This is a genomic window from Actinomadura sp. SCN-SB, from assembly GCF_043906805.1.
Lineage (GTDB): Bacteria > Actinomycetota > Actinomycetes > Streptosporangiales > Streptosporangiaceae > Spirillospora.
Genome location: NZ_JBIMPP010000096.1, coordinates 1 through 23,834 on the forward strand (window position 1 = coordinate 1; position 23,834 = coordinate 23,834).

Annotated in this window: 20 protein-coding genes and 2 tRNA genes; 16 read left to right on the forward strand and 6 right to left on the reverse strand. The window is 72.2% G+C overall.

Annotated elements, in window-relative coordinates:
* Positions 1-398 precede the first annotated feature (398 nt).
* The 6 genes from ACGWYJ_RS35960 to ACGWYJ_RS35985 all read left to right on the forward strand — a co-directional run bounded on the left by ACGWYJ_RS35960 (position 399) and on the right by ACGWYJ_RS35985 (position 8,474).
* Complete coding sequence (locus tag ACGWYJ_RS35960; protein ID WP_395111041.1) at positions 399-3,554, forward strand: Rne/Rng family ribonuclease; 3,156 nt, start codon at positions 399-401, stop codon at positions 3,552-3,554.
* 272 nt (positions 3,555-3,826) lie between these two features.
* On the forward strand, positions 3,827-4,141 hold the full coding sequence (rplU, locus tag ACGWYJ_RS35965) for a 50S ribosomal protein L21 (RefSeq protein WP_285699563.1): 315 nt from the start codon (positions 3,827-3,829) through the stop codon (positions 4,139-4,141).
* Positions 4,142-4,153: 12 nt separating this feature from the next.
* The gene (gene rpmA, locus ACGWYJ_RS35970; protein WP_395111042.1) at positions 4,154-4,408 is read left to right on the forward strand and encodes a 50S ribosomal protein L27; all 255 of its coding nucleotides are present in this window, start codon (positions 4,154-4,156) and stop codon (positions 4,406-4,408) included.
* Positions 4,409-4,497: 89 nt separating this feature from the next.
* Positions 4,498-5,898: a GTPase ObgE gene (gene obgE / locus ACGWYJ_RS35975; RefSeq protein WP_395111043.1), complete on the forward strand. Its 1,401-nt coding sequence runs from the start codon at positions 4,498-4,500 to the stop codon at positions 5,896-5,898.
* A gap of 47 nt (positions 5,899-5,945) precedes the next feature.
* Positions 5,946-7,202, forward strand: a complete 1,257-nt coding sequence (proB, locus tag ACGWYJ_RS35980) for a glutamate 5-kinase (protein ID WP_285699568.1) — start codon at positions 5,946-5,948, stop codon at positions 7,200-7,202.
* Positions 7,203-8,474 (forward strand): glutamate-5-semialdehyde dehydrogenase, encoded by a 1,272-nt coding sequence (locus ACGWYJ_RS35985; RefSeq protein ID WP_395111044.1) that lies wholly within the window; start codon positions 7,203-7,205, stop codon positions 8,472-8,474.
* A 16-nt stretch (positions 8,475-8,490) separates the two neighbouring features.
* Here ACGWYJ_RS35985 and ACGWYJ_RS35990 read toward each other — a convergent pair whose 3' ends face one another.
* Positions 8,491-9,528 (reverse strand): M48 family metallopeptidase, encoded by a 1,038-nt coding sequence (locus tag ACGWYJ_RS35990; protein WP_395111045.1) that lies wholly within the window; start codon positions 9,526-9,528, stop codon positions 8,491-8,493.
* 347 nt (positions 9,529-9,875) lie between these two features.
* On the opposite strand from ACGWYJ_RS35990, the gene ACGWYJ_RS35995 reads away from it, so the two are divergent.
* The 5 genes from ACGWYJ_RS35995 to ACGWYJ_RS36015 all read left to right on the forward strand — a co-directional run bounded on the left by ACGWYJ_RS35995 (position 9,876) and on the right by ACGWYJ_RS36015 (position 13,362).
* Entirely contained in the window at positions 9,876-11,243 is a 1,368-nt protein-coding gene (locus tag ACGWYJ_RS35995; protein WP_395111046.1) for a phenylacetate--CoA ligase family protein, read from the forward strand.
* A gap of 89 nt (positions 11,244-11,332) precedes the next feature.
* Positions 11,333-11,935, forward strand: a complete 603-nt coding sequence (gene nadD / locus ACGWYJ_RS36000; protein ID WP_395111047.1) for a nicotinate-nucleotide adenylyltransferase — start codon at positions 11,333-11,335, stop codon at positions 11,933-11,935.
* A 197-nt stretch (positions 11,936-12,132) separates the two neighbouring features.
* Positions 12,133-12,546 carry a ribosome silencing factor gene (gene rsfS, locus ACGWYJ_RS36005; protein WP_395111048.1) on the forward strand — a complete coding sequence of 138 codons (414 nt, stop codon included), beginning with the start codon at positions 12,133-12,135 and terminating at the stop codon, positions 12,544-12,546.
* A complete protein-coding gene (locus ACGWYJ_RS36010) occupies positions 12,539-13,210 on the forward strand; it encodes a histidine phosphatase family protein (protein WP_395111049.1) in 672 nt (223 codons plus the stop codon). The genes rsfS and ACGWYJ_RS36010 overlap by 8 nt, the downstream gene beginning before the upstream one ends.
* Positions 13,211-13,289: 79 nt before the next feature.
* A tRNA-Ala gene (locus ACGWYJ_RS36015) sits at positions 13,290-13,362 on the forward strand.
* 225 nt (positions 13,363-13,587) lie between these two features.
* Here the strand turns inward: ACGWYJ_RS36015 and ACGWYJ_RS36020 are convergent.
* On the reverse strand, positions 13,588-14,013 hold the full coding sequence (locus tag ACGWYJ_RS36020) for a hypothetical protein (protein WP_395111050.1): 426 nt from the start codon (positions 14,011-14,013) through the stop codon (positions 13,588-13,590).
* 121 nt (positions 14,014-14,134) lie between these two features.
* On the opposite strand from ACGWYJ_RS36020, the gene ACGWYJ_RS36025 reads away from it, so the two are divergent.
* The 3 genes from ACGWYJ_RS36025 (at position 14,135) to ACGWYJ_RS36035 (ending at position 15,771) form a co-directional block, all read left to right on the forward strand.
* Positions 14,135-15,358 (forward strand): hypothetical protein, encoded by a 1,224-nt coding sequence (locus ACGWYJ_RS36025; RefSeq protein ID WP_395111051.1) that lies wholly within the window; start codon positions 14,135-14,137, stop codon positions 15,356-15,358.
* A gap of 77 nt (positions 15,359-15,435) precedes the next feature.
* A complete protein-coding gene (locus tag ACGWYJ_RS36030; protein ID WP_395111052.1) occupies positions 15,436-15,666 on the forward strand; it encodes a hypothetical protein in 231 nt (76 codons plus the stop codon).
* A 32-nt stretch (positions 15,667-15,698) separates the two neighbouring features.
* A tRNA-Ala gene (locus ACGWYJ_RS36035) sits at positions 15,699-15,771 on the forward strand.
* 6 nt (positions 15,772-15,777) lie between these two features.
* Here the strand turns inward: ACGWYJ_RS36035 and ACGWYJ_RS36040 are convergent.
* Positions 15,778-16,869 carry a Vms1/Ankzf1 family peptidyl-tRNA hydrolase gene (locus ACGWYJ_RS36040; RefSeq protein WP_395111053.1) on the reverse strand — a complete coding sequence of 364 codons (1,092 nt, stop codon included), beginning with the start codon at positions 16,867-16,869 and terminating at the stop codon, positions 15,778-15,780.
* A 97-nt stretch (positions 16,870-16,966) separates the two neighbouring features.
* Here ACGWYJ_RS36040 and ACGWYJ_RS36045 point away from each other — a divergent pair, with 97 nt between their 5' ends.
* Positions 16,967-17,335 carry a DUF5709 domain-containing protein gene (locus ACGWYJ_RS36045; protein WP_395111054.1) on the forward strand — a complete coding sequence of 123 codons (369 nt, stop codon included), beginning with the start codon at positions 16,967-16,969 and terminating at the stop codon, positions 17,333-17,335.
* A gap of 37 nt (positions 17,336-17,372) precedes the next feature.
* Here ACGWYJ_RS36045 and ACGWYJ_RS36050 read toward each other — a convergent pair whose 3' ends face one another.
* Complete coding sequence (locus tag ACGWYJ_RS36050) at positions 17,373-18,116, reverse strand: MBL fold metallo-hydrolase (RefSeq protein WP_395111055.1); 744 nt, start codon at positions 18,114-18,116, stop codon at positions 17,373-17,375.
* 163 nt (positions 18,117-18,279) lie between these two features.
* On the opposite strand from ACGWYJ_RS36050, the gene ACGWYJ_RS36055 reads away from it, so the two are divergent.
* Entirely contained in the window at positions 18,280-21,507 is a 3,228-nt protein-coding gene (locus ACGWYJ_RS36055; protein ID WP_395111056.1) for an ATP-binding protein, read from the forward strand.
* Positions 21,508-21,517: 10 nt separating this feature from the next.
* On the opposite strand, the gene ACGWYJ_RS36060 is transcribed toward ACGWYJ_RS36055, so the two are convergent.
* Together ACGWYJ_RS36060 and ACGWYJ_RS36065 are read right to left on the reverse strand one after the other, a co-directional pair.
* Positions 21,518-22,327: an ABC transporter permease gene (locus tag ACGWYJ_RS36060; RefSeq protein WP_395111057.1), complete on the reverse strand. Its 810-nt coding sequence runs from the start codon at positions 22,325-22,327 to the stop codon at positions 21,518-21,520.
* Positions 22,327-23,310 (reverse strand): ATP-binding cassette domain-containing protein, encoded by a 984-nt coding sequence (locus ACGWYJ_RS36065; RefSeq protein ID WP_395111058.1) that lies wholly within the window; start codon positions 23,308-23,310, stop codon positions 22,327-22,329. The genes ACGWYJ_RS36060 and ACGWYJ_RS36065 overlap by 1 nt, the downstream gene beginning before the upstream one ends.
* Positions 23,311-23,834: the final 524 nt, after the last annotated feature.

The window sequence follows — 23,834 nt, forward strand, 5'->3', positions numbered from 1 at the left end:
TGGAGTCGCGGGAGGTCGGTGACGCTGGCCATTTCGTTGGCGCTGAGCGGTCTGGTGGCGCCTCAGAGGATGCTGCGGGCTCGCAGGTGACCGGCGGCACCGTGGAATCCGGCGAGGCCGCGCAGTCCGGTGGGTCTGTTGAGGCTGCCGCGCAGTTCGGTGATGCGGCAGAGCCCGTTGGTTCTGGGCAGCCGGGCTCTGGTGAGGAGTCGCAGGAGCCGGTTTCCGATGGGGGTGCGGAGGTCGGTGACGCGCGGCCTGGTGGTGAGCCTTGGGAGACCGTTGAGGCTCAGCAGACCGGCGAGATCGTCGAGGCCGGCGGTGATGAGCAGGAGCCCGGTGGTGAGCAGGTCGCTGGGTCCGTGGAGCCTGGTGGTGAGCCTCCGGAGGCCGCCGGGATGGTGGAGACCATCGATACGCCGGAGGCCGGCGCGGAGGTTTGGGAGGCCGGTGAGACCGCGGACTCGGTCGGCGGCGACGAGGCCGGGGTTGAGCGTGGTGAGTCGACGGAGCAGGCCGGGTCCGGGGTGCAGCGGCGGCGGGCCAGCCGGCCTGCCGGGCCGCCTCCGGAGGTCGATGACACGCCTGCCGTGATCACTGTGCCCGCCATGCCGCCCGCCGCGGCCGAGGCGGACGGGAGCGGCGAGGAGGCGGCGAAGCCGGAGCGTCCGGAGCGCCGGGTGCGGACGACGCGGGCCACCAGGCCCGCGATGGCCCCCGACGAGTCGCTTGAAGAGGCGGAGCCGAGTAAGCCCGCGCGGTCGCGGACGCGGGCGGCGAAGGAGGGCGAGGCGCCCTCGCGTTCGCGTACGCGCCGTCGTCCGGCCGGGCCGCCGCCGGAGGTGGCCGAGGAGCACAAGGCGGCCGTGCCCGCGGCTCCCGTGACGCCGCCGGTGCCCGGCGTGCCCGTCGTCCCGGACCTGGGGCCCGGCGGGCAGCGGACGCAGGAGAGCGAGCCGGTGTCCGGGGGCGTCCCGAGCGTGACGTTCCAGCCGCCCATGGTGGTGTTCCAGCCTCCGCAGCCGGTCCCCCCGCGTGCCGAGGAGGAGCGGGAACAGGACGAGGAGGACTTCGAGCCCGACGAGGCCGCCCAGGTCGAGCGGGACGAGGACGAGGAGCAGGGCGAGCGCCCCTCGCGGCGCCGCCGTCGCCGGGGCGGCCGGGGTCGTGGCCGTGGCGGCCGGGACACCGACGAGGAGACCGGCGAGGAGGCCGAGGAGCCCGCCAAGGCCGAGAAGGAGAAGGCCGAGAAGGCGGGCAAGGGCGGCCGTGCCCGTGGTGAGGGCAAGGAGGCCAAGGAGACGAAGGAGGTCCGCGCCGAGTCCGGGCGCAAGAAGGACGCCAAGGACGAGGAGCCCGCCGCCGGGGCCGCGGAGGCCGAGACCGCCGACGAGGCCGAGGAGAACGGCGAGACGGGTGGGAGCGGCAGCCGCCGCCGCAGGCGTCGCCGCCGCCGCGCCGGCGCGGTCGACGGGGACGCCGCGACCGTGCCCGACGACCCGCCGAACACCGTGGTGCACGTCCGTGACTCGCGCGCGGTGGAGGACGAGGTCCAGTCGGTGCGCGGCTCGACCCGCCTGGAGGCCAAGAAGCAGCGCCGCCGCGAGGGCCGCGAGCAGGGCCGCCGCCGTCCGCCGGTGATCACCGAGGCGGAGTTCCTGGCCCGCCGCGAGTCGGTGGAGCGCGAGATGGTGGTGCGGCAGGAGGGCGAGCGCACCCAGATCGCCGTGCTGGAGGACGGCGTCCTGGTCGAGCACTACGTCAACCGCGCGACCCACCAGTCGTACGTGGGCAACGTCTACCTCGGGAAGGTGCAGAACGTGCTGCCTTCCATGGAGGCGGCGTTCGTCGACATCGGCAAGGGCCGCAACGCCGTCCTGTACGCGGGCGAGGTCAACTGGGACGTGGCCGGGCTGGAGGGCCAGCCGCGCCGCATCGAGTCCGCGCTCAAGTCGGGCCAGGCCGTGCTGGTGCAGGTCACCAAGGATCCGGTGGGGCACAAGGGCGCCCGGCTGACCAGCCAGATCTCGCTGCCCGGCCGGTACCTGGTGTACGTGCCCGACGGCTCGATGACCGGGATCAGCCGCAAGTTGCCCGACAAGGAGCGCAGCCGGCTCAAGCAGATCCTGAAGAAGATCATGCCGGAGAACGCCGGGGTGATCGTGCGCACCGCCGCCGAGGGCGCCACCGAGGAGGAGCTGGCGCGGGACGTGTCCCGGCTGGCGGCCCAGTGGGACAACATCCAGAAGCAGGTCAAGAGCGCGTCGGCGCCGTCCCTGCTGTACGGGGAGCCGGACCTGACGATCCGGGTGGTCCGCGACATCTTCAACGAGGACTTCAGCAAGCTGGTGGTGGCGGGCGACGGCGCCTGGGACACCGTCTCGGAGTACGTCGAGTACGTGGCGCCGCACCTGGCCGACCGGGTGGAGCGCTGGACCGACACCCAGGACGTGCTGTCGGCGTACCGGATCGACGAGCAGATCGCCAAGGCGCTGGACCGCAAGGTGTGGCTGCCCAGCGGCGGCTCGCTGGTGATCGACCGCACCGAGGCGATGACCGTCATCGACGTCAACACCGGCAAGTTCACCGGGCAGGGCGGCAACCTGGAGGAGACGGTCACCCGCAACAACCTGGAGGCGGCCGAGGAGATCGTGCGCCAGCTCCGGCTGCGCGACATCGGCGGCATCGTGGTGATCGACTTCATCGACATGGTGCTGGAGAGCAACCGCGATCTGGTGTTGCGCCGCCTGGTGGAGTGCCTGTCGCGAGACCGCACCAAGCACCAGGTCGCCGAGGTGACGTCCCTGGGCCTGGTTCAGATGACCCGCAAGCGGGTCGGGCAGGGCCTGCTGGAGGCGTTCTCGGAGACCTGCGAGTCGTGCAACGGCCGCGGCATCCACGTCCACATGACCCCGGTCGAGCCCAAGGCCGACAAGGGCGCGGGCGCCGCGGCGTCCGGCGGCAGGCGCCGCAAGCGCAAGGGCGAGGTCGAGAAGGCGGTCGAGGAGAAGCTCTCCCAGCAGGAGCGTGCCAAGGGCAAGGCCAAGGAGGCCAAGGAAGTCAAGGCCGCCAAGGAGAAGGACGAGGCGCAGGCGAAGCGGGGGCAGGCCAAGCCTCGGGTCGCCACGCGTCCCGCGGGCGCGCCCCCGGAGGAGCTGGAGGCGGCCGATCCGCCCGGCGGTCCGGCGGGGCTCGCGACCGCGTCGACCAGTCCGGACGCCGCGGACGTGACCGAGGAGCCCGAGCCTCAGGCGGCCGTGGAGGCGGCGGAGGCGGCGGCCGAGTCCGCGGAGTCCGTTCCGGGCGCGCTGGCGTCGGAGGGCCCGGTGGACCCGCTGCTCAACGGCACCGAGCCGGCCGACGAGGCGGAGCCCGGCCCCGGGCTGGAGTTCAGCACCGAGCCCGAGACCGCGCCCGAACCAGAGACCGAGCCCGAGCAGGGGCCGGCGGCCGAGCCGGAGGACGACCAGTCGGCGCTGAGCAACGGCAGGCGGCGGCGTACCCGCCGCGTCCGGGCCAAGGCCGAGGCCGCGTCGGCGGAGCCGGGGGACTGACGGGTTGCCCGTGCCGGCGGCGTTCGCGTCCGGCACGGGCGTCCGGTATCCTGAGTCTTCGACGTGCGGGAGCGCGTCGTCTCGACGTGCACCATTTCGGTGCGTCGCCCGCCCCTCCGGCGGGTGAGGATTCAGCAGAGAGCGCCAGGCGATGGCGTCCTGGCGTGCCGCCCGCGGCTCCGGTCGCGGGTAGGCCCCCGCCCGGGGGCTGGTGAAGACCACGCGCGGGACCGGTTCGTTCCGGAAGCGCGCGCAGAGGAGAGGTTTCCGCGGTGTACGCGATTGTCCGCGCAGGCGGCAAGCAGGAGAAGGTGGCCGTCGACGACGTGCTCACCGTCGACCGGCTGCCCGGCGAGGTCGGCTCGACCGTCACGTTCCCTGCCGTGCTGGTGGTGGACGGCGAGAAGGTCGTCAGCTCCTCCGCCGAGCTCGCCAAGTACAAGGTGACCGCCGAGATCCTCGGCGCCGTCAAGGGCCCGAAGATCAACATCATGCACTACCGGAGCAAGACCGGGTACAAGCGGCGGATGGGCCACCGCCAGCCGTACACCGAGGTCAAGATCACCGGTATCGAGGCCGGGAAGTAGGAGGTCCGGGACATGGCACACAAGAAGGGCGCGTCGTCCAGCCGTAACGGTCGCGACTCCAACGCCAAGCGCCTGGGCGTCAAGCGCTTCGGCGGTCAGGTCGTGAACGCGGGCGAGATCATCGTGCGGCAGCGCGGCACCCACTTCCACCCCGGCCTGAACGTGGGGCGGGGCGGCGATGACACGCTGTTCGCGCTGGTCGCGGGCACGGTCGAGTTCGGGCGTTACCGCGGCCGCAACGCGGTGAGCATCGTCCCGGCGGAGTAGATCCGCCGTCAGCGACGTTAACGACAGGGGCGGACCGTTCCGGGTCCGCCCCTGTTCCTGTTCGGGACGAGAGAGCACGGGAGGGGATCGTGGCAGCGGGAGCCGGATCCGGTGCGCGGTTCGTGGACCGGGTGGTGCTGCATGTCGCCGCGGGCGACGGCGGTAACGGCTGCGCCTCGATCCACCGGGAGAAGTTCAAGCCGCTGGGCGGCCCGGACGGCGCCAACGGCGGCCGTGGCGGTGACGTGATCCTTGAGGTCGACACGGGCGCCGCGAGCCTTCTGGAGTACCACCGCCGCCCGTACCGCAAGGCGGCGAACGGCCGTCCGGGGCAGGGCGGGCACCGCACCGGGGCGGACGGCGACGACGTGGTGCTGCCCGTGCCGGACGGGACGGTCGTCAAGGACGCCGACGGGAACGTCCTCGCCGATCTCGTCGGTGAGGGCACCCGGTTCGTCGTGGCGCGCGGCGGCAAGGGCGGGCTGGGCAACGCCGCGCTGGCCACGGCCAAGCGCAAGGCGCCCGGGTTCGCGCTGCTCGGCGAGCCCGGCGAGGCCCGCGACGTCGTCCTGGAGCTGAAGAGCGTCGCGGACGTGGCGCTGGTGGGCTTCCCGAGCGCGGGCAAGTCCTCGCTGATCGCGGCGCTGTCGGCGGCCCGGCCCAAGATCGCCGACTATCCGTTCACGACGCTGATCCCCAACCTGGGGGTGGTGAGCGCGGGCGACACCACGTTCACGGTCGCGGACGTGCCCGGCCTGATCGAGGGCGCCAGCGAGGGCCGCGGCCTGGGCCTGGAGTTCCTGCGGCACATCGAGCGCTCGTCCACGCTGGCGCACGTGCTCGACTGCGCGACCCCGGAGCCGGGACGCGACCCGCTCAGCGACTTCGACGTGATCGAGAAGGAGCTGCGGGCCTACGACCGGGCGCTGGGCGACCGGCCGCTGTCGGACCGTCCCCGTATCGTCGTCCTGAACAAGGTGGACGTGCCGGACGGCCGTGACCTGGCCGAGCTGGTGCGCCCGGAGTTCGAGGCGCGCGGGCTGCGGGTGTTCGAGGTGTCCGCCGCCACCCGCGAGGGGCTGCGCGAGCTGTCGTTCGCCATGGCGGCGATGGTGGAGGAGTACCGCGCCTCGCTGCCGCCCGCCGAGCCGACGCGGCTGGTCATCAGGCCGGAGCCGGTCGACGGCGGCACCGACTTCGAGGTGCGGCCGATGGGCGACAACACCTATCTGGTCACGGGCGAGAAGCCCGTCCGGTGGCTGCGGCAGACCGACTTCTCCAACGAGGAGGCGGTGGGCTACCTCGCCGACCGGCTGGCCCGGCTGGGCGTGGAGGACGCGCTGGCCGAGGCCGGCGCCACCGCCGGCGCCACCGTCATGATCGGCACCCGGGACGACTCGATCGTGTTCGACTGGGAGCCGGAGGTGGTCGCGGGCGACGGCGCCCTGGGCCCGCGCGGCACCGACCGCCGCCTCGGCGGCTACCGCTAGCCGCCCGACCGACCCGAGATCACGACCACGCGTTCCCGAGGGAGAGCATGAGCCCCGACCAGGCACCCGCGACATCCCGCACCGCCGGTACCGTCCTGGACCGTGACGCGCCGGGACGCCCGGAGGTGGCGAGCGCGCGCCGGATCGTGGTGAAGGCGGGCTCGTCGTCGCTGACCACACCTCAGGGGACGATCGACGCGGACAGGATCGACGCGCTGGTGGACGTGCTGGCGTCCCGCCGCAGGGCCGGTACGGAGATCGTGTTCGTGTCGTCCGGCGCGATCGCCGCGGGGCTCGGCCCGCTGGGGCTGGTCAGCCGTCCCGGCGACCTGGCCACCCAGCAGGCGGCGGCGAGCGTCGGGCAGGGGCTGCTGATGGCCCGCTACACCTCCTCGTTCGCCCGGTACGGGCTGACCGTGGGGCAGGTGCTGCTCACCGCCGACGACATGATCCGCCGCGTCCACCATCGCAACGCCTCGCGGGCGCTGGGCAAGCTGCTCGACCTCGGCGTCGTCCCGGTCGTCAACGAGAACGACACCGTCGCGACCGACGAGATCAGGTTCGGCGACAACGACCGGCTGGCCGCGCTGGTGGCCCATCTGACCAGGGCCGACGCGCTGATCCTGCTGTCGGACGTGGACGCCCTCTACACCGGTGACCCGCGCCGCCCCGGCGTCCGGCGGATCACCGACGTGCACGGCCCGCGCGACCTGGACGAGGTCGAGCTGGGGGGCTCCGGCAGGGTCGGCACCGGCGGCATGGTCACCAAGGTGGAGGCCGCCAGGATCGCGGGGATCCCGGTCGTGCTGACCGACGCCGCGTCCGCGCACCGGGCCCTCGCCGGCGAACCGGTCGGCACCTGCTTCCATCCCGCCGGGGGACGCCGCCTGTCGACGCGGCATCTGTGGCTGGCGCACGCCACGACCGGGCAGGGCCGTGTCATGCTGGACCCGGGCGCGGTGGACGCGGTCGTCCGGCGCCGCAAGTCGCTCCTGCCCGCCGGGATCACCGGCGTCCAGGGCGACTTCGCGGCCGGTGACCCGGTCGACCTGTGCGGCGCCGACGGCAGGGTCGTGGCGCGCGGGCTGGTGAACTACGACGCGGCGGAGATCCCCGACCTGATGGGCCGGTCCACCCGCTGGCTGGCCCGCGAGCTGGGCCCGGAGTACGAGCGCGAGATCATTCATCGCGACGACCTGGTGATCCTGGACGGGGCCGGCGAGCCGGGCGGCCTGCCGGGCGGCACCGCGAACGGCGCGGAAGACGGCGAGCGAGCGACCGAAGAGACGACAAGGAGCCGGTAGATGAGCGGCGAGGTGCAGGAGCGGGAGCGCGAGGAGTTCCTGCGGGTTGCGGAGCGTGCCAGGGAGGCGGCGGCCGGGCTGGCGCCGCTGCCGCGGGCGGCCAAGGACGCCGCCCTGCACGCCGTGGCGGACGCGCTCGTGGCGTCCGCGCCGCAGATCGTCAAGGCCAACGAGGCGGACGTGGCGCGGGCCCGCGAGTCCGGCACCTCCGAGTACATGATCGACCGGCTGAGCCTGACCTCCGGGCGGATCGCCGCGATCGCCGAGGCCGTCCGCAAGGTGGCGGCGCTGCCCGACCCGGTCGGTGAGACCGTGCGCGGCAACGTCCTGCCCAACGGCCTCGACCTGCGGCAGGTGCGGGTTCCGCTGGGCGTGGTCGGCATCATCTACGAGGGCCGTCCCAACGTCACCGTCGACGCCGCCGCGCTGTGCCTGAAGAGCGGGAACGCGGCGCTGCTGCGCGGCTCGTCGTCCGCCTACGAGTCCAACACGGTGCTGGTGGACGTGATGCAGGGCGCGCTGGCGGGCACCGAGGTCCCGCGGGACGCCGTGCAGCTCGTCCCCGGCACCAGCCGCGAGTCGGTCAAGCACCTGATGCGCGCCCGCGGCCTGGTGGACGTGCTGATCCCGCGCGGTGGGGCGTCCTTGATCAACTCGGTGGTGGAGCAGTCCACGGTGCCGGTGATCGAGACAGGGGTGGGCAACTGCGCCGTCTACGTGGACGCCGCCGCCGACGTCGACCAGGCCGTCTCGATCCTCCTGAACGCCAAGACGCAGCGCCCGTCGGTGTGCAACGCGGCCGAGACCGTCCTGGTCCACCAGGACATCGCCGCCGAGTTCCTGCCCAAGGCGCTGGACGCGCTGCGGGAGGCGGGCGTCACGGTCCACGGGGACGAGGCCGTGCGCGCCTACTCCGCCGACGTGGTCCCGGCCACCGAGGACGACTACTACGCCGAGTACCTGTCCCTCGACATCGCCGCCCGCGTCGTGCCCAGCCTGGACGAGGCCGTGCGGCACATCCGCGTCTACGGCTCCGGGCACACCGAGGCCATCGTGACCACGTCGCAGACGGCGGCCCGCCGTTTCGTCGCGCTGGTCGATGCGGCCGCGGTCATGGTGAACGCCTCCACGCGGTTCACCGACGGCGAGGAGTTCGGGTTCGGCGCCGAGATCGGCATCTCCACCCAGAAGCTCCACGCCCGCGGCCCCATGGGCCTACCGGAGCTGACCTCCACCAAGTACGTCGTCACCGGCGAAGGCCACCTCCGGTAGTCCCAGCGCGGCGGCCTCAGTTGCTGTTGCTGGTCGGCCCGCCGTCGCGGCGTGAGATCCGGTCGAAGAGGCCGCCGGCGGCCGAGGCGGCGCCTTCGGCGGCGCTGCGCACCTTGCCGATGAACGGGTCGGCGCTGCGCTCCCACGACTCGCGGTAGGAGTTGGCGGCCTCGCGGACCTCGTCGGTGAACTTGGCGGACGCGTCGTCGGCGCGGCGCGGGTAGTCGCCGGCCAGGATCCGCTCGTACTCGGGGCCCTTCGCCCAGCGGTCGAGTTCGGCGAACCGGATCACCGCGTACGGGTGGGTCTGCGGCAGCAGGTTCAGGAACTTCAGCAGGCCGTCGCGGACGTCGCCGGCGGCGTCGTACTGGCGGGCCTGCTCAAGGAACGCCTCGCCGCTCATCTCGTGCAGCCGCGTGCCGCCGGCCAGCTTCATCATCGTGCGCTTGGCGGCGTCCACGTCCTGGCCGGTCAGCAGCCCGGCGCGGTCGGACGACAGCTCGGCCTTGCGGAACCACTCGTTCAGCCCGATGAGGATGGCGCCGATGGCGACGTTGCCCAGCGGCAGCCAGGACAGCCGGGCGCCGAGCTGGATGAGGATCTCCATCATCGTCCGGTACACCGCGTGCCCGGACAGGATGTGCCCGACCTCGTGGCCGACCACGAACCGGGTCTCCTCGTCGTCCAGCAGGTCCAGCAGACCGGTGTTGATCACGATGAAGGGCCGGTCGCTGCCGATCGCCATCGCGTTCGGGACGGGGAACTGCCGGACGTACACCTCGGGGACCTCGGGCATGTCGAGGATGTAGCAGGCGTCGCGGACCATGTCGTTCAGGTGGTGGAACTGGTTGTCGCCGACCCGTACCGCGCCGCCGAGGAACATCAGCCGCAGCGCCCGCTCGCTGATCAGCCCCGACAGGCGCCGCAGCACGGTGTCGAAGCCGGTCAGGCCACGCAGTGCGACCAGCGCGGAGCGGTCGGCCGGATGCTCGTAGGCGCGGGAGCTGATCCCGGGGAAGCGGGTGCGCGCCCGGTCCGGTGTGTTGGTCGTCATGGGGTACGCGGCACCGGCCCGGCTTCACCGCCGGCGGCGAGGGCCGCTCCCTCCCTTCGCTCGGTTCTGGCCGTGCACTGTCTCGGTCCACCCTGGGCATGCCACCGGGCCCAGTCCAGCATGGTAAGTCCGACGAACCGGTACGTTCGCAGGTTCCCGGGGCGGGACGATCGGGCCACCTCCGGCCCCGCGCGCCGCCGCGCCGTGATCCATCCGATGCGGGCACTTTGTGGAGATTGTCCGTGCGGAGGGCTTCGGGTGCGGCAGAGTAGTGGACGCCCGGCCGCGGGGGCGCACGGGTCCGGTGGCGGACGAGGACACAGGTCAGCGGGGCGCGAGGAGGCGCGATGTTCGATCCGAAGGCCGAGGCGATGTCCCGGGACGAGCGGGCGGCGCTGCAACGTCACCGGCTGTGGGGGCTGGTCGACCGGCTGATGCTGGCCGGCGGCGTGCAGGCGGACCGGCTGCGCGAGGCCGGCGTCAAGCGTGGCGCCGACGTCACCCTCGCCGAGCTGCACAAACTGCCGTTCACCACCAAGCAGGACCTGTGGGACTCCTACCCGCTGGGCATGCTGGCCGTCCCCCAGGACCAGGTCGTCGCGGTCCACGGATCCACCGGCACCAAGGGCAGGCCCACGCTCGTCGCCTACACCAAGGCCGACCTGGACCTGTGGGCGTCCATGTGCGCGCGGTCGCTGTCCTGCGCGGGCGCGTCCGCGGAAAGCGTCGTCCACAACGCCTACGGGTACGGGCTGTTCACCGGCGGGCTGGGCATCCACCAGGGCGCGGTCGCGCTGGGCGCCACCGTCGTCCCCATGTCGGGCGGGATGACCGAGCGGCAGGTGCGGATGCTCGCCGACCTGAAGCCCGACGTCCTGACCTGCACGCCCGCGTACGCGCTGCGGCTGGCCGAGGCCGCCGCCGAGGCGGGCGTCGACCTGTCCTCCCTCAAGACCGGCGTCTTCGGCGCCGAGCCGTGGTCGGAGGAACTGCGGGCCGCCATCCAGGACGCCCTGCCGATCAAGGCGCTGGACATCTACGGCCTGTCGGAGGTGATCGGCCCCGGCGTCGCCACCGAGTGCCTGGAGCAGAACGGCCTGCACGTCAACGAGGACCACTTCATCGTCGAGGCGATCGACCCGGAGACCGGCACCCCCGTCGCCGACGGCGAACCCGGCGAGCTGGTGTTCACCACGCCGACCAAGCAGGCGCTCCCGCTGCTGCGCTACCGCACCGGGGATGTGGCGTCCCTCACCCACGGCGACTGCAACTGCGGGCGCACCCTGGTCCGGATGAGCAAGGTCCGCGGCCGGGTGGACGACATGCTGGTGATCCGCGGCGTCAACGTCTACCCCAGCGAGGTCGAACGGGTCCTGCTGGGCACCGGTCAGGTCGTCCCCCACTACCAGCTGATCGTGGACCGGCGGAAGCCGGACGTGCGGCTCGTGGTGGCCTGTGAAGCGGCCACAGAGGCGGCCACAGAGGCGGCCACAGAGGCGGCCACAGAGGCGGCAGAGGCGGCCTCAGGCGCCTCCCCGGAGGCGGCGGAAGGGACCCTGGCGGAGGAGCTGACGCGGGCGCTGCGCGCCGACCTCGGCCTCACCGCCGACGTACGGGTGCTGCCGTCCGGCACGGTGCCCCGGGTGGAGGTCGGCAAGGCCGTACGGGTCGTGACCTGGGAATCCGGCGAACCTCCCCTGCCCGGCATCGGCTGACCCGCCGCCGCGGGCGCGCTCGGCGGGCGGCGCGCGGCCCGAGGGGGCGGTGCGCGGAGCCGCCCCCCGCGCTGGCTATTCTCGTCAGCATGACCCAAAAGCGACGGTTGGGGATCATGGGTGGCACGTTCAACCCGATCCACCACGGCCACCTGGTGGCCGCCAGCGAGGTCGCGCACGTGTTCTCCCTGGACGAGGTGGTGTTCGTCCCCACCGGCCGGTCCGCGCACAAGGACGAGCAGGGCGTCGCCCCCGCCGAGGACCGCTACCTCATGGCCGTGATCGCCACGGCGTCCAACCCCCGGTTCTCCGTCAGCCGCGTCGACATCGACCGCCCCGGCCCCACGTACACCGTGGACACCCTCCGCGACATGCGCCGCGCCCACGGCCCCGACACCGAACTGTTCTTCATCACCGGCGCCGACGCCCTCGCCAAGATGCTGACCTGGCACGACACCGACGAGCTGTTCGAACTGGCGCACTTCGTCGGCTGCACCAGGCCCGGCCACCGGCTCGCCGACCCCGGCCTGCCCAACGGGCGCGTCAGCCTCATGGAGGTCCCCGCCCTGGCGATCTCCTCGACCGAATGCCGCGACCGGGTCCGCGCGGGCGAGCCGATCTGGTACCTCGTCCCCGACGGGATCGTCCAGTACATCAACAAACGCGGTCTTTACCGCGAGCACGGCGAGTGACGCGCTCACCTTTGCGTGACCTTCGTCCGTGCGTTACCGCAGGTACCAGACGGGTCATACTCTGAAGGAGACGGCACGCCGCCGCTTCGTGAAGGGGGCATGACGGGCCGTAGGGCAATAAATCAGGGCCCGTTTCCGGCGCCCATGAGAAGCTGGAACCGGGAAAAGACCCCTACAGGGAGGATCGCGAGCGCATCGTGACCGCATCCGACAGGGCCGTGCAGCTCGTCCGGATCGCCGCCGAGGCGGCAGGCGACAAGCTGGCCGACGACATCCTTGCCTATGACGTGAGCGAGCAGCTCGTCATCACCGACGCCTTCCTGCTCTGCTCGGCGCCCAACGACCGGCAGGTCCGCGCCATCGTGGACGAGATCGAGAAGCGGCTGCGCGAAGAGGCCGGCGCCAAGCCCGTACGCCGCGAAGGCGAACGCGCCGGACGCTGGGTGCTGCTGGACTACTCCGACATCATCGTGCACATCCAGCACGAAGAGGAGCGCACCTACTACGCGCTCGAACGTCTCTGGAAGGACTGCCCGCTCATCGACCTCCCCGAAGCCGTCAACGCCGGCTCGGCCCAGCGCGGACGCGCCGTCGGGAGCCCCAGTGAGTGACCCGGAACCCGGCAAGGACCGCGAACCCGGCCAGCGCCGCGTCGTCCTGTGGCGGCACGGCCAGACCCGCTGGAACGTCGAACGCCGCTTCCAAGGCAAGACGGACATCCCGCTGGACGAGACCGGGCTTCAGCAGGCCCAGCGGGCCGCCCGGCTCCTCGCCGCGCTCCGCCCCACCGCCCTGCTGACCTCCCCGCTCCAGCGGGCCTCCGACACCGCGCGGGCCCTCGCCGCGATCACCGGCCTGCCCGTCGCGCAGGACCGCGACCTCGTCGAACGGGACGGCGGCGCCTGGGAGGGCCTCACCAACCAGGAGATCCGCGAACGCTACCCCGCCGAGTACGCCGCCTGGCAGCCACCCGGCGGAGAGACCAGCGCCCAGGTCGCCAAGCGCGTCTCCGCCGCGATCGAACGCGCCCTCGACGACCTGCCGCCCACCGGGCTGCTCGTCGTCGCCTCCCACGGCGCCGCGCTCCGCCTCGGCATGTGCGGCCTCCTCCGCCTCCCCGAAGAGCACTGGGACAACCTCGGCGGTCTCGCCAACTGCTGCTGGTCCGTCCTCAGCGAACGGCGAAGCGGCAAAGGCTGGCGGCTCGTCGAGCACAACGCCGGAACCCTCCCCGAACCGGTCCTCAGCGACGACCGCGCCGTCAACGGCGCCTGACCCCAAACCGATTCGAGTACGGCCCTCAAGTCCTATACACTGGCCAAGCGCTGCGGGATGCGAGTCCACGCAGTCGCCCGGGGCTATGGCGCAGTTGGTAGCGCGCCTCCATGGCATGGAGGAGGTCTGGGGTTCGAATCCCCATAGCTCCACTCGGGAGTGGGAGGAGTGTGGTCGCGCCCGTTCGGGCGCTTCCCCGGTCCTCCCTCGTCATGTTCATCTGGGGGGCGACCCCCAGACCCCCGATGTGGGGGCTCCGCCCCCACGCCCCCGTGCGGGCGCTGCGCGCCCTTTGTTTGGGGCTTCGCCCCTTGCCCCCTTTTGGGGGCTTCGCCCCCTTGCCCCCCGTTGGGGCTTTGCCCCTTAGGGGTTTTTTTTTATAGGTCGTACCAGAAGATGCAGGTGAGGTCGTAGAAGCCGTTGGATTTCAGGGTGGCTTCTACGATCTCGTGCCAGTTGCCGCCGTGGCGTGCGTACATCCACTCGATGGTGGGGCCGTAGGGGTTGCCGTAGCGGGCCTGGTTGCGCTGGTCGAGGCGGCGGACGTCCTTCATCTTCATCTTGGTGCGAACCAGGGCGGTGGCCTGGTTGCGCTTGGGCACCATGACCCGGGCGATCTCCTGCTCGGTGCGGCCCTGGATGCGGAGGCGGTTGACCTCGACCTCCATCGCCTCCAGACGGTCCAGGTAGGCCTGGCGTACCTGGCACGTGTGGACCCAGTCGTCGGCCGGGCCCACGCCGGTCCACATGGAGAGGCCGAAAGAGCCGGGGAGCAGGATCAACGTGACCGCCAGGCGGCGCATGAGCGGAACCTTTCATGATCGGGGGGTCAAGGTTCGATCGGAGTAACTTTGCCATGGTCGCGCTGCCGAACCCTGGTGAGAAACGCTGTAGCTTGCGGTTGTGACTCAAGAACGTGGTTCGGTGGGGATTGTCGCGGGCATCGGGGCGTTGGCCGGGGCCGCCCTGGCGGGGCACCGGGGGAGGCGGGCGGCGGTCGTGGGGGCCGTCGTGGGGGCCGTTGGGCTGGGCCTGGGCGAGGCGGTGGCGCGGGCCAGGCAGAAGCCGGGGGAGATCCCCGCGCTCTGGCAGCGCATCGCGGTGAGCGGGGCCTTGGTCGCTCCTCTTGGGTGGGTCGCCGGACGGTTCGCCGGCCCGGTCGTCGTGGGTACGGGGGCCGGGGCTCTGGCTGGTGCTCTGGGGTTGCGGCCGCAGAAGGTCGCCCTTGGTCCTGTGGTGGGGTTGGCGGTGGGTTCCTCGGGCGCTCCGCCCGCCATCGCGGCGGCGGGGGCCGTCGTGGCGTTCAGGTGCCTGTCGGCGGTGGTGTTCCGGGACGCGCAGATCAGTCTGCTGGCGCACAAGGTGCCCGAGGAGGAGCTGCCCTTCGTGGTGCCGTTGGAGGCCCGGTCCCGGTATGTCGGGACGGGGTACGTGAGGGAGCTGGCCAAGGTCCTGGGAGGGACCTACGCGGCGGACGTCGCGGACGTGGGGATCGTGAGCTCACTGGACGAGCTGCGCGGCCCTGACTTCGACCCTGCGGACGTGCATCCCCTCGTGCGCGAGTTCTATGAGCACACGGCGCGGTTCACGCTGGACATCGTGCCCGAGTGGCGGATGTGGGTGCGGCCCGGTTACCTGCTGTACCGGACGCTGCTGGCCAGGCCGCTGGGGCAGGCCAGCGTTCCCATGAACCAGCGGGAGGCGCAGCGGGGGGTGCGCGGCCGTATCGACACGATCGGGTTGGAGGGCGTCGTCTCCCTCCGGGGGTGGATCCGGTCTTTCGCGGACACCGACGAGCCCATTTATGTCGGGATTTACACCACGTACCGGCATGATGACCGCGGATATGTGAGTGTCGGATTTCCGCTGCCGCAGGCGAGTTTCACCGCGACGCTCGCGCCGTACGCGCGGGAGGGCGGTGGGCTGGTGCTCACCAGCGTGACGGATCTGGACCATCCGGGGCATTATCTGACGGTCATCGATCCGGAGACCAGGGATCTGACCGCGCTGGCCGTGCACGGGTTCGCGGAGAAACTGGATGTTTTCGTCGAGGGCGGAGAATTGCGGGCGACACACGCGTTCTCCATTTTCGGCTTGCCGTTCCTCGTTTTGCGTTACAAGATGAGTCGTAAAGCTTCAGATGGGTAACCCTGAGGGTGTGTGGCTCGGTGGGCAGCGAGACGAGAAAAGGGAACGGTCGCCGCTTGATGGTTGCATTCAAAGGTATGGGACGGCATCGCAGGGGAGTCAGGCGCGAGTTCACCGTCGCGGATCTCATCGAGGAGCTGCGGCGGTTCGATCCGCGGCTTGAGGTCCGGCTCGTCACCCAGCCCCGCATGCCCTACGAGCACACCGTGGGCGCCGTCGCCGAGGCGGACGGCATGGTGTGGATCGGCGAGGCCCAGCAGCAGGGCTACGCCCCCGACGAGGTGGCCGACCGCCTCGGCTGGCGCTGATCACTTCGCCGATGCACTAAGCTCGTCGCCGCGGGGCTATGGCGCAGTTGGTAGCGCGCCTCCATGGCATGGAGGAGGTCTGGGGTTCGAATCCCCATAGCTCCACGGGCCCTATTCGTGGACGGTCGTCGGGTCGCTGTAGCGGAGCACGGCGCCCACGCCGACCCGGTTGTCGGACGGCAGGACGACCAGATCGCCCTCGGTGGCGGCGATGGCGCGGACCAGGGCGGCGTCGGCGCGTTCCTCCTGGATGTCCTCGATGCCCAGCCAGCGCAGCTCGTCGGGTTTGGTCGCGACATCGATCGGGTCGGGGCCGATCCACAGGCTGGTGGGGGCGCCGGGGTCGTCGTCCAGAAGCAGGCTCTCGACCTGGCTGCGCCGGACCGCCGCGACCGTGGCGGGCATGCCCGAGACGGCGCGCTCGCCGTGGGCCAGTTCGCGTTCGAAGCGCTCGGCGACCGTGAGGACGCGTTCGGTGGACTTCAGGTCCAGGATGCGCGAGAGGTCGTCCTCCACGATCTCGCCGCGGTCGGACTCCACCGCCTTCTCCAGCGTGCCCTCGGAGATCTCCTCCAGCACGATGGTGCGGGCACGGGGGTCGCCGGCGATCACCACGGCCTCGGCCTGGTAGGCGGAGGCGACGCGGTCCACTTCCCGCGCGACCTTCTTGGCGTTGTGCTTCCAGACGTTCTCCGAGGCGCGCTGGTAGCGGGACTGGTTCCAGCCCCCGGCCTTGGTGCTGAAGATCGGGTAGTCCTCGTCCCCGGGGACGTCGATGTGGCGGTGCCGGCCGTCGGGTTCGAAGCAGTCGATCTCGCCGCCGCGCCGGTTCACCTGGGCGACCATGTACGCGAACCGCTCACCCCGGTAGGACAGGTACGGCAGGACGTGCGGAAGCGGGGACACCCTGGCCAGCTCGGCGCGGGGCGGGCGCCGGAGCCGCGCCGAGTGGACGACCTCGCCGCCCGCCGCGAAGACCACCAGTCCCTCGGACTGGCGGCGCTCCATCTCCCGGGTGACGGTCTCCTCGATCGCGCGCAGCGTCGCGGGCGGGCAGCCCTGTGCCTCCAGTTCCTCGCGCAGCGCCCGCCAGCGCAGCTCGATGACCTTTGCGGCGTCCTCGGTGCTGCGGGTCATGTCCATGTACACCGAGGCGTACGGACCGGGCCTCGCGTACAGCGGCTTGAGGAAAGACACATCCATATGCGTGCCCTACCCGTCGCAGCCGTCCCAAACGCCCCTGTTCGCGGTGCATGATCCCTGTCTGTCGGGTATTGGCTGGGGCGAAAGGGGGAACGCGATGACCGAGCGTCACGGCACGCCCGAGGACGAGGGGATCCCCGATCTCCAGGACGGATCCCCCGAGCAGTACTGGGCCGAGGACCCGCAGGAACAGGCGGTCCCCGGGGACGACCCCGCCGCCCTGGACGACTACGGGATGACCGGCACGGAGATGCACACCGGCGAGCCCCTGGACGGACGCCTGCGGCGGGAGCAGCCGGACGGCCCGCGCATGGAGCCGGGTCCCGCCGCGCCCGCCGGGAGGCTGGTCGCGCCGGACGAGGGCGCCCACGCCGACACCGAGGAGTACATGGTGGGAAACGACGTGGGGGACGACGGAGGCGGCTACACGGCCGAGGAGGCCGCGATGCGCCTCGACGAGGAGTGATCGGCGGGCGAGGAGCGTCCCCCTCGCCCGCCGCCGCTCAGCTCGGCTCGGTGAACGGATCGGGCATGTGGGGGGTCGCGAGCGTGCCGCGGGCCTGGCGGACGCGCGCCAGGAGGGCGGTGCGGGTCGCCGCCGCCTGCGCGGAGTCCTCGTCGTACAGGTACGTCACGGACGGGTCGGCGAGCTGGAGCGGGTGATGGATGACGTCGCCCGTCACGACCAGCTCGTCCTCGCCGAGCACCACCGACTGGTGTCCCGGCGTGTGCCCGGGTGTGGGGATGATCCGCAGCCCGTCGGACAGCCGCTCCTCGCCTTGAAGGGCCTCCAGACGGTCCGCTTCGCGCAGGGGGTTCACCACTTGGGTCAACACGTCCCCGCCCTCGGCCTCCAGCCATGCCAGTTCGTCCTCTTGGACGAGGTGGCGCGCGTTGGCGAACAGGGGCTCGCCGTCGGTGACGGCCCCGCTGGCGTGGTCGCTGTGCAGATGGGTCAGAACGACCGTGTCGATGTCGTCCGGTTCGATGCCGCTCTGTCGCAGGGCGCCGGGGAGCCCCCCGGGAACGGGCGCCCAGGAGGAGGCGGGGGAGCCGTCCGCGCCCACCCCGGTGTCCACCAGAACGGTGGGCCCCAGCGGGTCGCGCAGCAGGAAGCAATGGAAGTGCAACACCCACTCGCCGTCCGGCCCGAACGCCGCGGGCGCGTCGGCCCGCGTCCTCTCCCACAGCGCGGGGCGCGCACCGGGAAAGGTCTCGTCCAGCGGACGGCGCAATGCCTCACCCATCGGACCAACCGCGTCGCAGAGCGGGATGACCTCGACGCCGGAAACGATCCTCGGTTTCTCGTGCATAGGGCCCACCATGGCAGGCCGCCCCCACCCCGGCGCAACGCCGGGCCTCGGATCGTTCCGCCAGGGGGGACAATGGCAGGCGACGAAGGGGGCTGTCGTGCGCATCGGCATTCTGGGCCCGCTCGACGTGCGGGACCCGTCCGGGCGTCCCGTCGAGATCAGCGGTCCGCGGCTGCGCGCGCTGCTGGTCCGGCTGGCGCTGGAGCCGGGACGGTCGGTGCAGCCCGGCCGGCTGCTCGACGACCTGTGGGACGGGACTCCGCCGGCGGGCGGCGGCAACGCGCTCCAGGCGCTGGTGTCCCGGCTGCGCGCCGCGACCGGCCCCGGCCTGATCGAGCACGGCCCGGCCGGTTACCGGCTCGCGGTCGACCCGGCGGACGTGGACGCCGTCGCCTTCGAACGCGCCGTGGCCGCCGCGCGCACCCTGGAGTCCCCGTCCGCCCGCGCGGAGGAACTGCGGCGGGCGCTCGCGCTGTGGCGCGGCCCCGCCCTGGACGGCTTCGAGGACGCGCCGTTCGCCGCAGGCCACTCGGCGCGGCTGGAGGAGCTGCGCCTGACGGCCATCGAGGACCGCGTGGACGCGGAGCTCGCCGCGGGCGCCGACGTGACACCGCTCCTCCCCGAGCTGGAGGCGCTGGCCGACGCCCACCCGTTGCGCGAACGGCTGCGCGCCCAGCTGATGCGCGCCCTGTACGCGGCCGGGCGCCAGGCGGACGCCCTCAGCGTGTACGAGGAGACCAGGCAGGCCCTCGCCGACCGCCTCGGCGTCGATCCGTCACCCGAACTCGCGTCCGTGCACCTGTCGATCCTGCGGCAGGACGTCCCGGAACGGCCCGCGGAACCGGCGGCGGGCAGGGCGCGGCTGACCAACCTGCCCGCGCAGTTCACCAGCTTCGTCGGACGCGAGGAGGAGTCGGCGCGCCTGGACAAGCTGCTCCGCGAGTCCCGCCTGGTCACCCTGACCGGCCCGGGAGGCGCGGGCAAGACCCGGCTGGCGGCCGAGGCCGCGGGCCGCGCCGTCCAGGACATGCCCGACGGCGTGTGGTTCGTCGCGCTCGCCCCGGTCGCCGACGAGGGCGACGGGGAACGGGTCGCGCAGGCGGCGCTGACCGCCCTCGGCATCAAGGAGACCGTCCGCCCCGGCGAGACCCGCGTCCTGACCCGGCCGCTGGACCGGCTCGCCGACGTGCTGGCACCGCGGCGGATGATCCTCGTCCTGGACAACTGCGAACACCTGATCGAGGGCGCCGCCGCCGTGGTCGGCCGGGTCCTGGCGGACGCCCCGGGGGTACGGATCCTCGCCACCAGCCGCGAGCCGCTGGGGATCACCGGCGAGTCGCTGTGCCCGGTGCCGTCGCTGGCGCTGCCGCCGCCGGACGCGGGCGCGGCCGAGGCGCTGCACCACGACTCCGTGCGGCTGTTCGCCGACCGGGCCGCCGCCGTCCGCCCCGGGTTCGCGGTGGACGAGGAGACGGTCCCGCACGTGGTGGAGATCTGCCGGGCGCTGGACGGCATCCCGCTGGCCATCGAGCTGGCCGCCGCGCGGCTGCGCTCCCTCACCCCCGCGCAGGTCGCCGACCGGCTCGGAGACCGGTTCCGGCTGCTCACCGGCGGCAGCCGGACCGCGCTGCCCCGGCACCGCACGCTGCGCGCCGTCGTCGACTGGAGCTGGGACCTGCTGGACGACCGCGAACGCGCCGTGCTGCGCCGGCTGTCGGTGTTCGCCGGCGGCGCCTCACCCGACGCGGCCACCGCCGTCTGCGGGGAGGGGCTGCCGGAGGACCCGCCGATCATCGATGTGATCGCCGCGCTGGTGGACAAGTCGCTGGTGATGGCCGAGGGCACCGCCGACGTCCGGTACCGGCTGCTGGAGACCGTCCGGGTGTACGCGGCCGAACGGCTGGCCGAGGCCGGCGAGACCCGGCGGATCGGCGCCGCGCACGCCGCGTACTTCCTCGACCTGGCCGAGCGCGCCGAGCCCGAGCTGCGGCGCGCCGACCAGATCCGCTGGACCGAACGGCTGGACACCGAACGCGGCAACTGGCAGGCCGCGCTGCGCTTCGCGGTCGACACCGGCGACGCCGCCACCGGCCTGCGCTTCATCTCGGCGTTGTTCTGGTACTGGCTGGTGCGCGACCAGGAGGTCGAGTCCGCCGGCTGGGCGCGCGCCGTCCTGGACATCGCCGACGGCACGGCCCCGCGCGGGCTTGAGGAGCCCTACGCCATCGCCGTCGTCGTCTCCCGGATGGTCAGCGAGATCACCCGCGAGCCGGGGCCGACGCGGGAGTCCTTCAAGGAGACGGTCCAGGACGTCCTCCGGCTGGTCTCCGATCGCCCCCGCCACCCGATGCTCGCCATGGTCAGGCCCACCGCGCTGCTCTTCCAGGGCGACCTTGCCGCCGCGCGGAAGGGCCTGCGTGACCTGCAGGAACATCCCGACCCGTGGCCGCGGGCCGTCGCGCAGTGCATCCTCGGCTACCTGGCGATGAACGAGGGCGACCTCAAGACCGCCGTCACCGAGGCCCGCAACTGCTACGAGGGTTTCCGCGCGCTCGGCGACCGGTTCGGCATGATGATCGGCCTCGGCCTGCGCATGGAGCTGGCGCTGGCGCACGGCGATCCCGCCGAGGCCGTCCGGTACGGCGAGGAGGCGCACGGCTACACCATCGAAAGCAGCATCAATCCCGACCATGGTGCGGCCCTGCTCATCCAGCTCGCCCGCGCACGCGCCCAGGCCGGGGACCTCACCCGCGCCCGCGCGGACCTCGAACGGGGCATCGTCGAGGCCGAGCGAGTCGGCCAGTACTCCGACGCCGCCTCCGGACGCCTGTACCTGGCCGAACTCGCCCGCCGCGAAGGCGACGCGGACGCCGCCCAAGCCCTCGTGAACGATGCGCTCTCGCTCATCGAGCCACGGCAGGAGCGGCCCGACTTCTACAAGGCCGCCGCCCTCGCCTACAGCACGATGGGCGGGCTCGCCGAACAGCGCGGTGACCTCGACGCCGCGGAGTCCTGGCATACCCGGGCCTTCCGCAGGCTCGGCTCGGGACTGATCAGCGACAACCAGGCCCTCGCCGCACTACTCGAAGGCCGCGCGACACTGGACGTGGCCCGTGGCGACCACGCCCGCGCCGCCGAACTGCTCGGCATGGCCCGTACGCTGCGCGGCTTCGCCAGGCCGCCCGCCTCCCCCGAACCGTCCTGCTTCGACGCCCACCGCGCCGAGGAAGCGGCCCGCGCCGCACTGGGCCCGGACGGGTTCGACTCCGCGTACGAACGCGGCCGCCGCGCCGACCGCGATGAAGCCTGGGCGCTCTGCAAGTGAGCGCCCGCCCTCAGGCACGACGCGCGTACATACGCATCGCCAGCGGGAACGCGACCGCCACGATTCCGGCGGCCCAGGCCAGCGTGTACCAGGCGTCGTTCCCGAGCGACCCGCCGACCGTCAGCGCCCGCACCGCGTCGGCCAGATGCGACACCGGGTTCCAGTTCGCCCACGTTTCCAGCCACCCCGGCATCGTCGAGGTGTCGGGCATCAGGATGCTGCTCCCGAACGTCAGCGGCATCACCCAGAGGATGGCCAGCCCCTGAACCGTCTGCGGCGAGGGCGCCACCAGGCCGACCAGGACCGACACCCACGACACCGACAGGTAGAACACGTACGCCAGCGCGAAGGCCGCCACCACCGACAGCGGATCGGTCTCGAAGCGGAAGCCCAGCGCCGACCCGAACCCGACCAAGACCACCATCACGATGCCGAACCGCACCGTGTCGCCCAGCACCGTCCCGATCAGCGGCGCGGAACGCGCGATCGGCAGGCTGCGGAAACGGTCGAACACGCCCTTGTGGATGTCCTCGCTCAGCGCGGCGCCCAGCCCCATCGTCCCGAACATCGCCATCTGCGCCACCAGTCCCGGCAGCAGCAACTGGAGGTACGACCGCGTGTCACCGGCCACCGCGCCGCCGAACACGTACAGGAACAGCACCAGGAACACGATCGGCATCAGCGTCACGTCCAGCAGCTTCTCCGGCGAGTGCCGGAGCTGCGCGACGTTCCGCCAGGCCAGCGTCAGGCCGTGGCGCAGCGTCCGGCGCGGGCTCACTCGGCGCGGCGGCGCCACCATGGTCATCGTCTCGGCGGTCATCACAGGCTCCCTTCATGGACGAGCTCCGCGCTCTTCTCGGTCTCCTCGGTGGTGTGGTGGCCGGTCAGGGTGAGGAACACCTCGTCCAGGCTCGGCACCCGCAACCCCAGCTCGGCGGGCACGATCGCCACCGCGTCCATCCGCCGCACCATCTCGGCCAGCACCGTCGCATCCGTGACCGGCGCCGTGACCAGCCCGGTCGGCCCGTGCACCGCGGGTCGCTCACCGGTCACATCCGCGACGATCCCGGCGAGCTGATCCGTCCGGTACTCGTCGGCGGCGCGGACCGCCAGCGTCTGCCGCCCGATCCGCGACTTCAGCTCGCCCGCCGTCCCCTCCGCGATCACCCGGCCGTGGTCGAACACCGCGATCCGGTCGGCCAGGGCGTCGGCCTCCTCCAGGTACTGGGTGGTCAGCAGCACCGTCGCGCCGTCCGCGACCACCTCCCGCACCGTGTCCCAGACCTGGTTACGGGCATGAGGGTCCAGTCCCGTCGTGGGCTCGTCCAGATAGATCACCCGCGGTCGGCCCACCAGGCTCGCGGCCAGGTCGAGCCGCCGCCGCATCCCGCCCGAATAGGTCTTCACCGCGCGACCGGCCGCGTCCGCCAGCCCGAACCGGTCCAGCAGCTCCGCCGCCCGGGACCGCGCCTCCGCGCGCCCGAAGTCCAGCAGCCGACCGATCATGATCAGGTTCTCGGTGCCGGTCAGCTCCTCGTCCAGCGACGCGTACTGCCCGGTCAGCCCGATCATCGCCCGCACGCGAGCCGCGTCCTTCACCACGTCGTAGCCGCAGATCTCGGCCCGGCCCGCGTCCGGACGCATCAACGTGGCCAGCACCCGCACCGCCGTCGTCTTCCCCGCGCCGTTGGGCCCCAGCACCCCCAGGACCATCCCGGGCCCGGCCTCCAGATCGACCCCGTCCAGGGCCTGCGTCGTCCCGAACCGCTTGCGCAGTCCCTCGGCCCGTATCAGTTGCTCCATCGGCGTTCCTTCCAGGAGATCGTTCGTACGCCGACCAAGCTCGCCGACACCGCTGACACGGCACTCACACGGCACGGGCAACCGGTCACATCCCGCTGACACGCCCCTGACACAACCCCGCTCCGCGCTCCGCCGAGCGGATCCGCGTCCCCGTCGCGGTCGGCCGACCGAGACGGCCTGACCTGTGGGTTTAGCGAGGGGAGGGGAAGGGTACGGCACTCAAGTTGACGGTTGGTCCTTGATCACCTAATCTTCTTCCTGCCCGAGAGGATGCGGGACGCCGGAAGGCGGACGGCCTCCCGGGAAGCCACTGAAGGAAAATCGGTTCAAAGCTTGCCGCGAGCCGAGGTACCCTAAGGTGGTCAAGCCCAGACGGGATGCAGGACGCCGCAAGGTGGCCGGCCCGAGGGACTCCTCCGAACGACTCGACGCGAGCGGTTCGCCCCGCTCGCCGATGCCGCACGGGGGACTGGGCGCCGTCCTTGAAGATCGATCCAATCGGACCGGTTGACAGGTACGGAGAT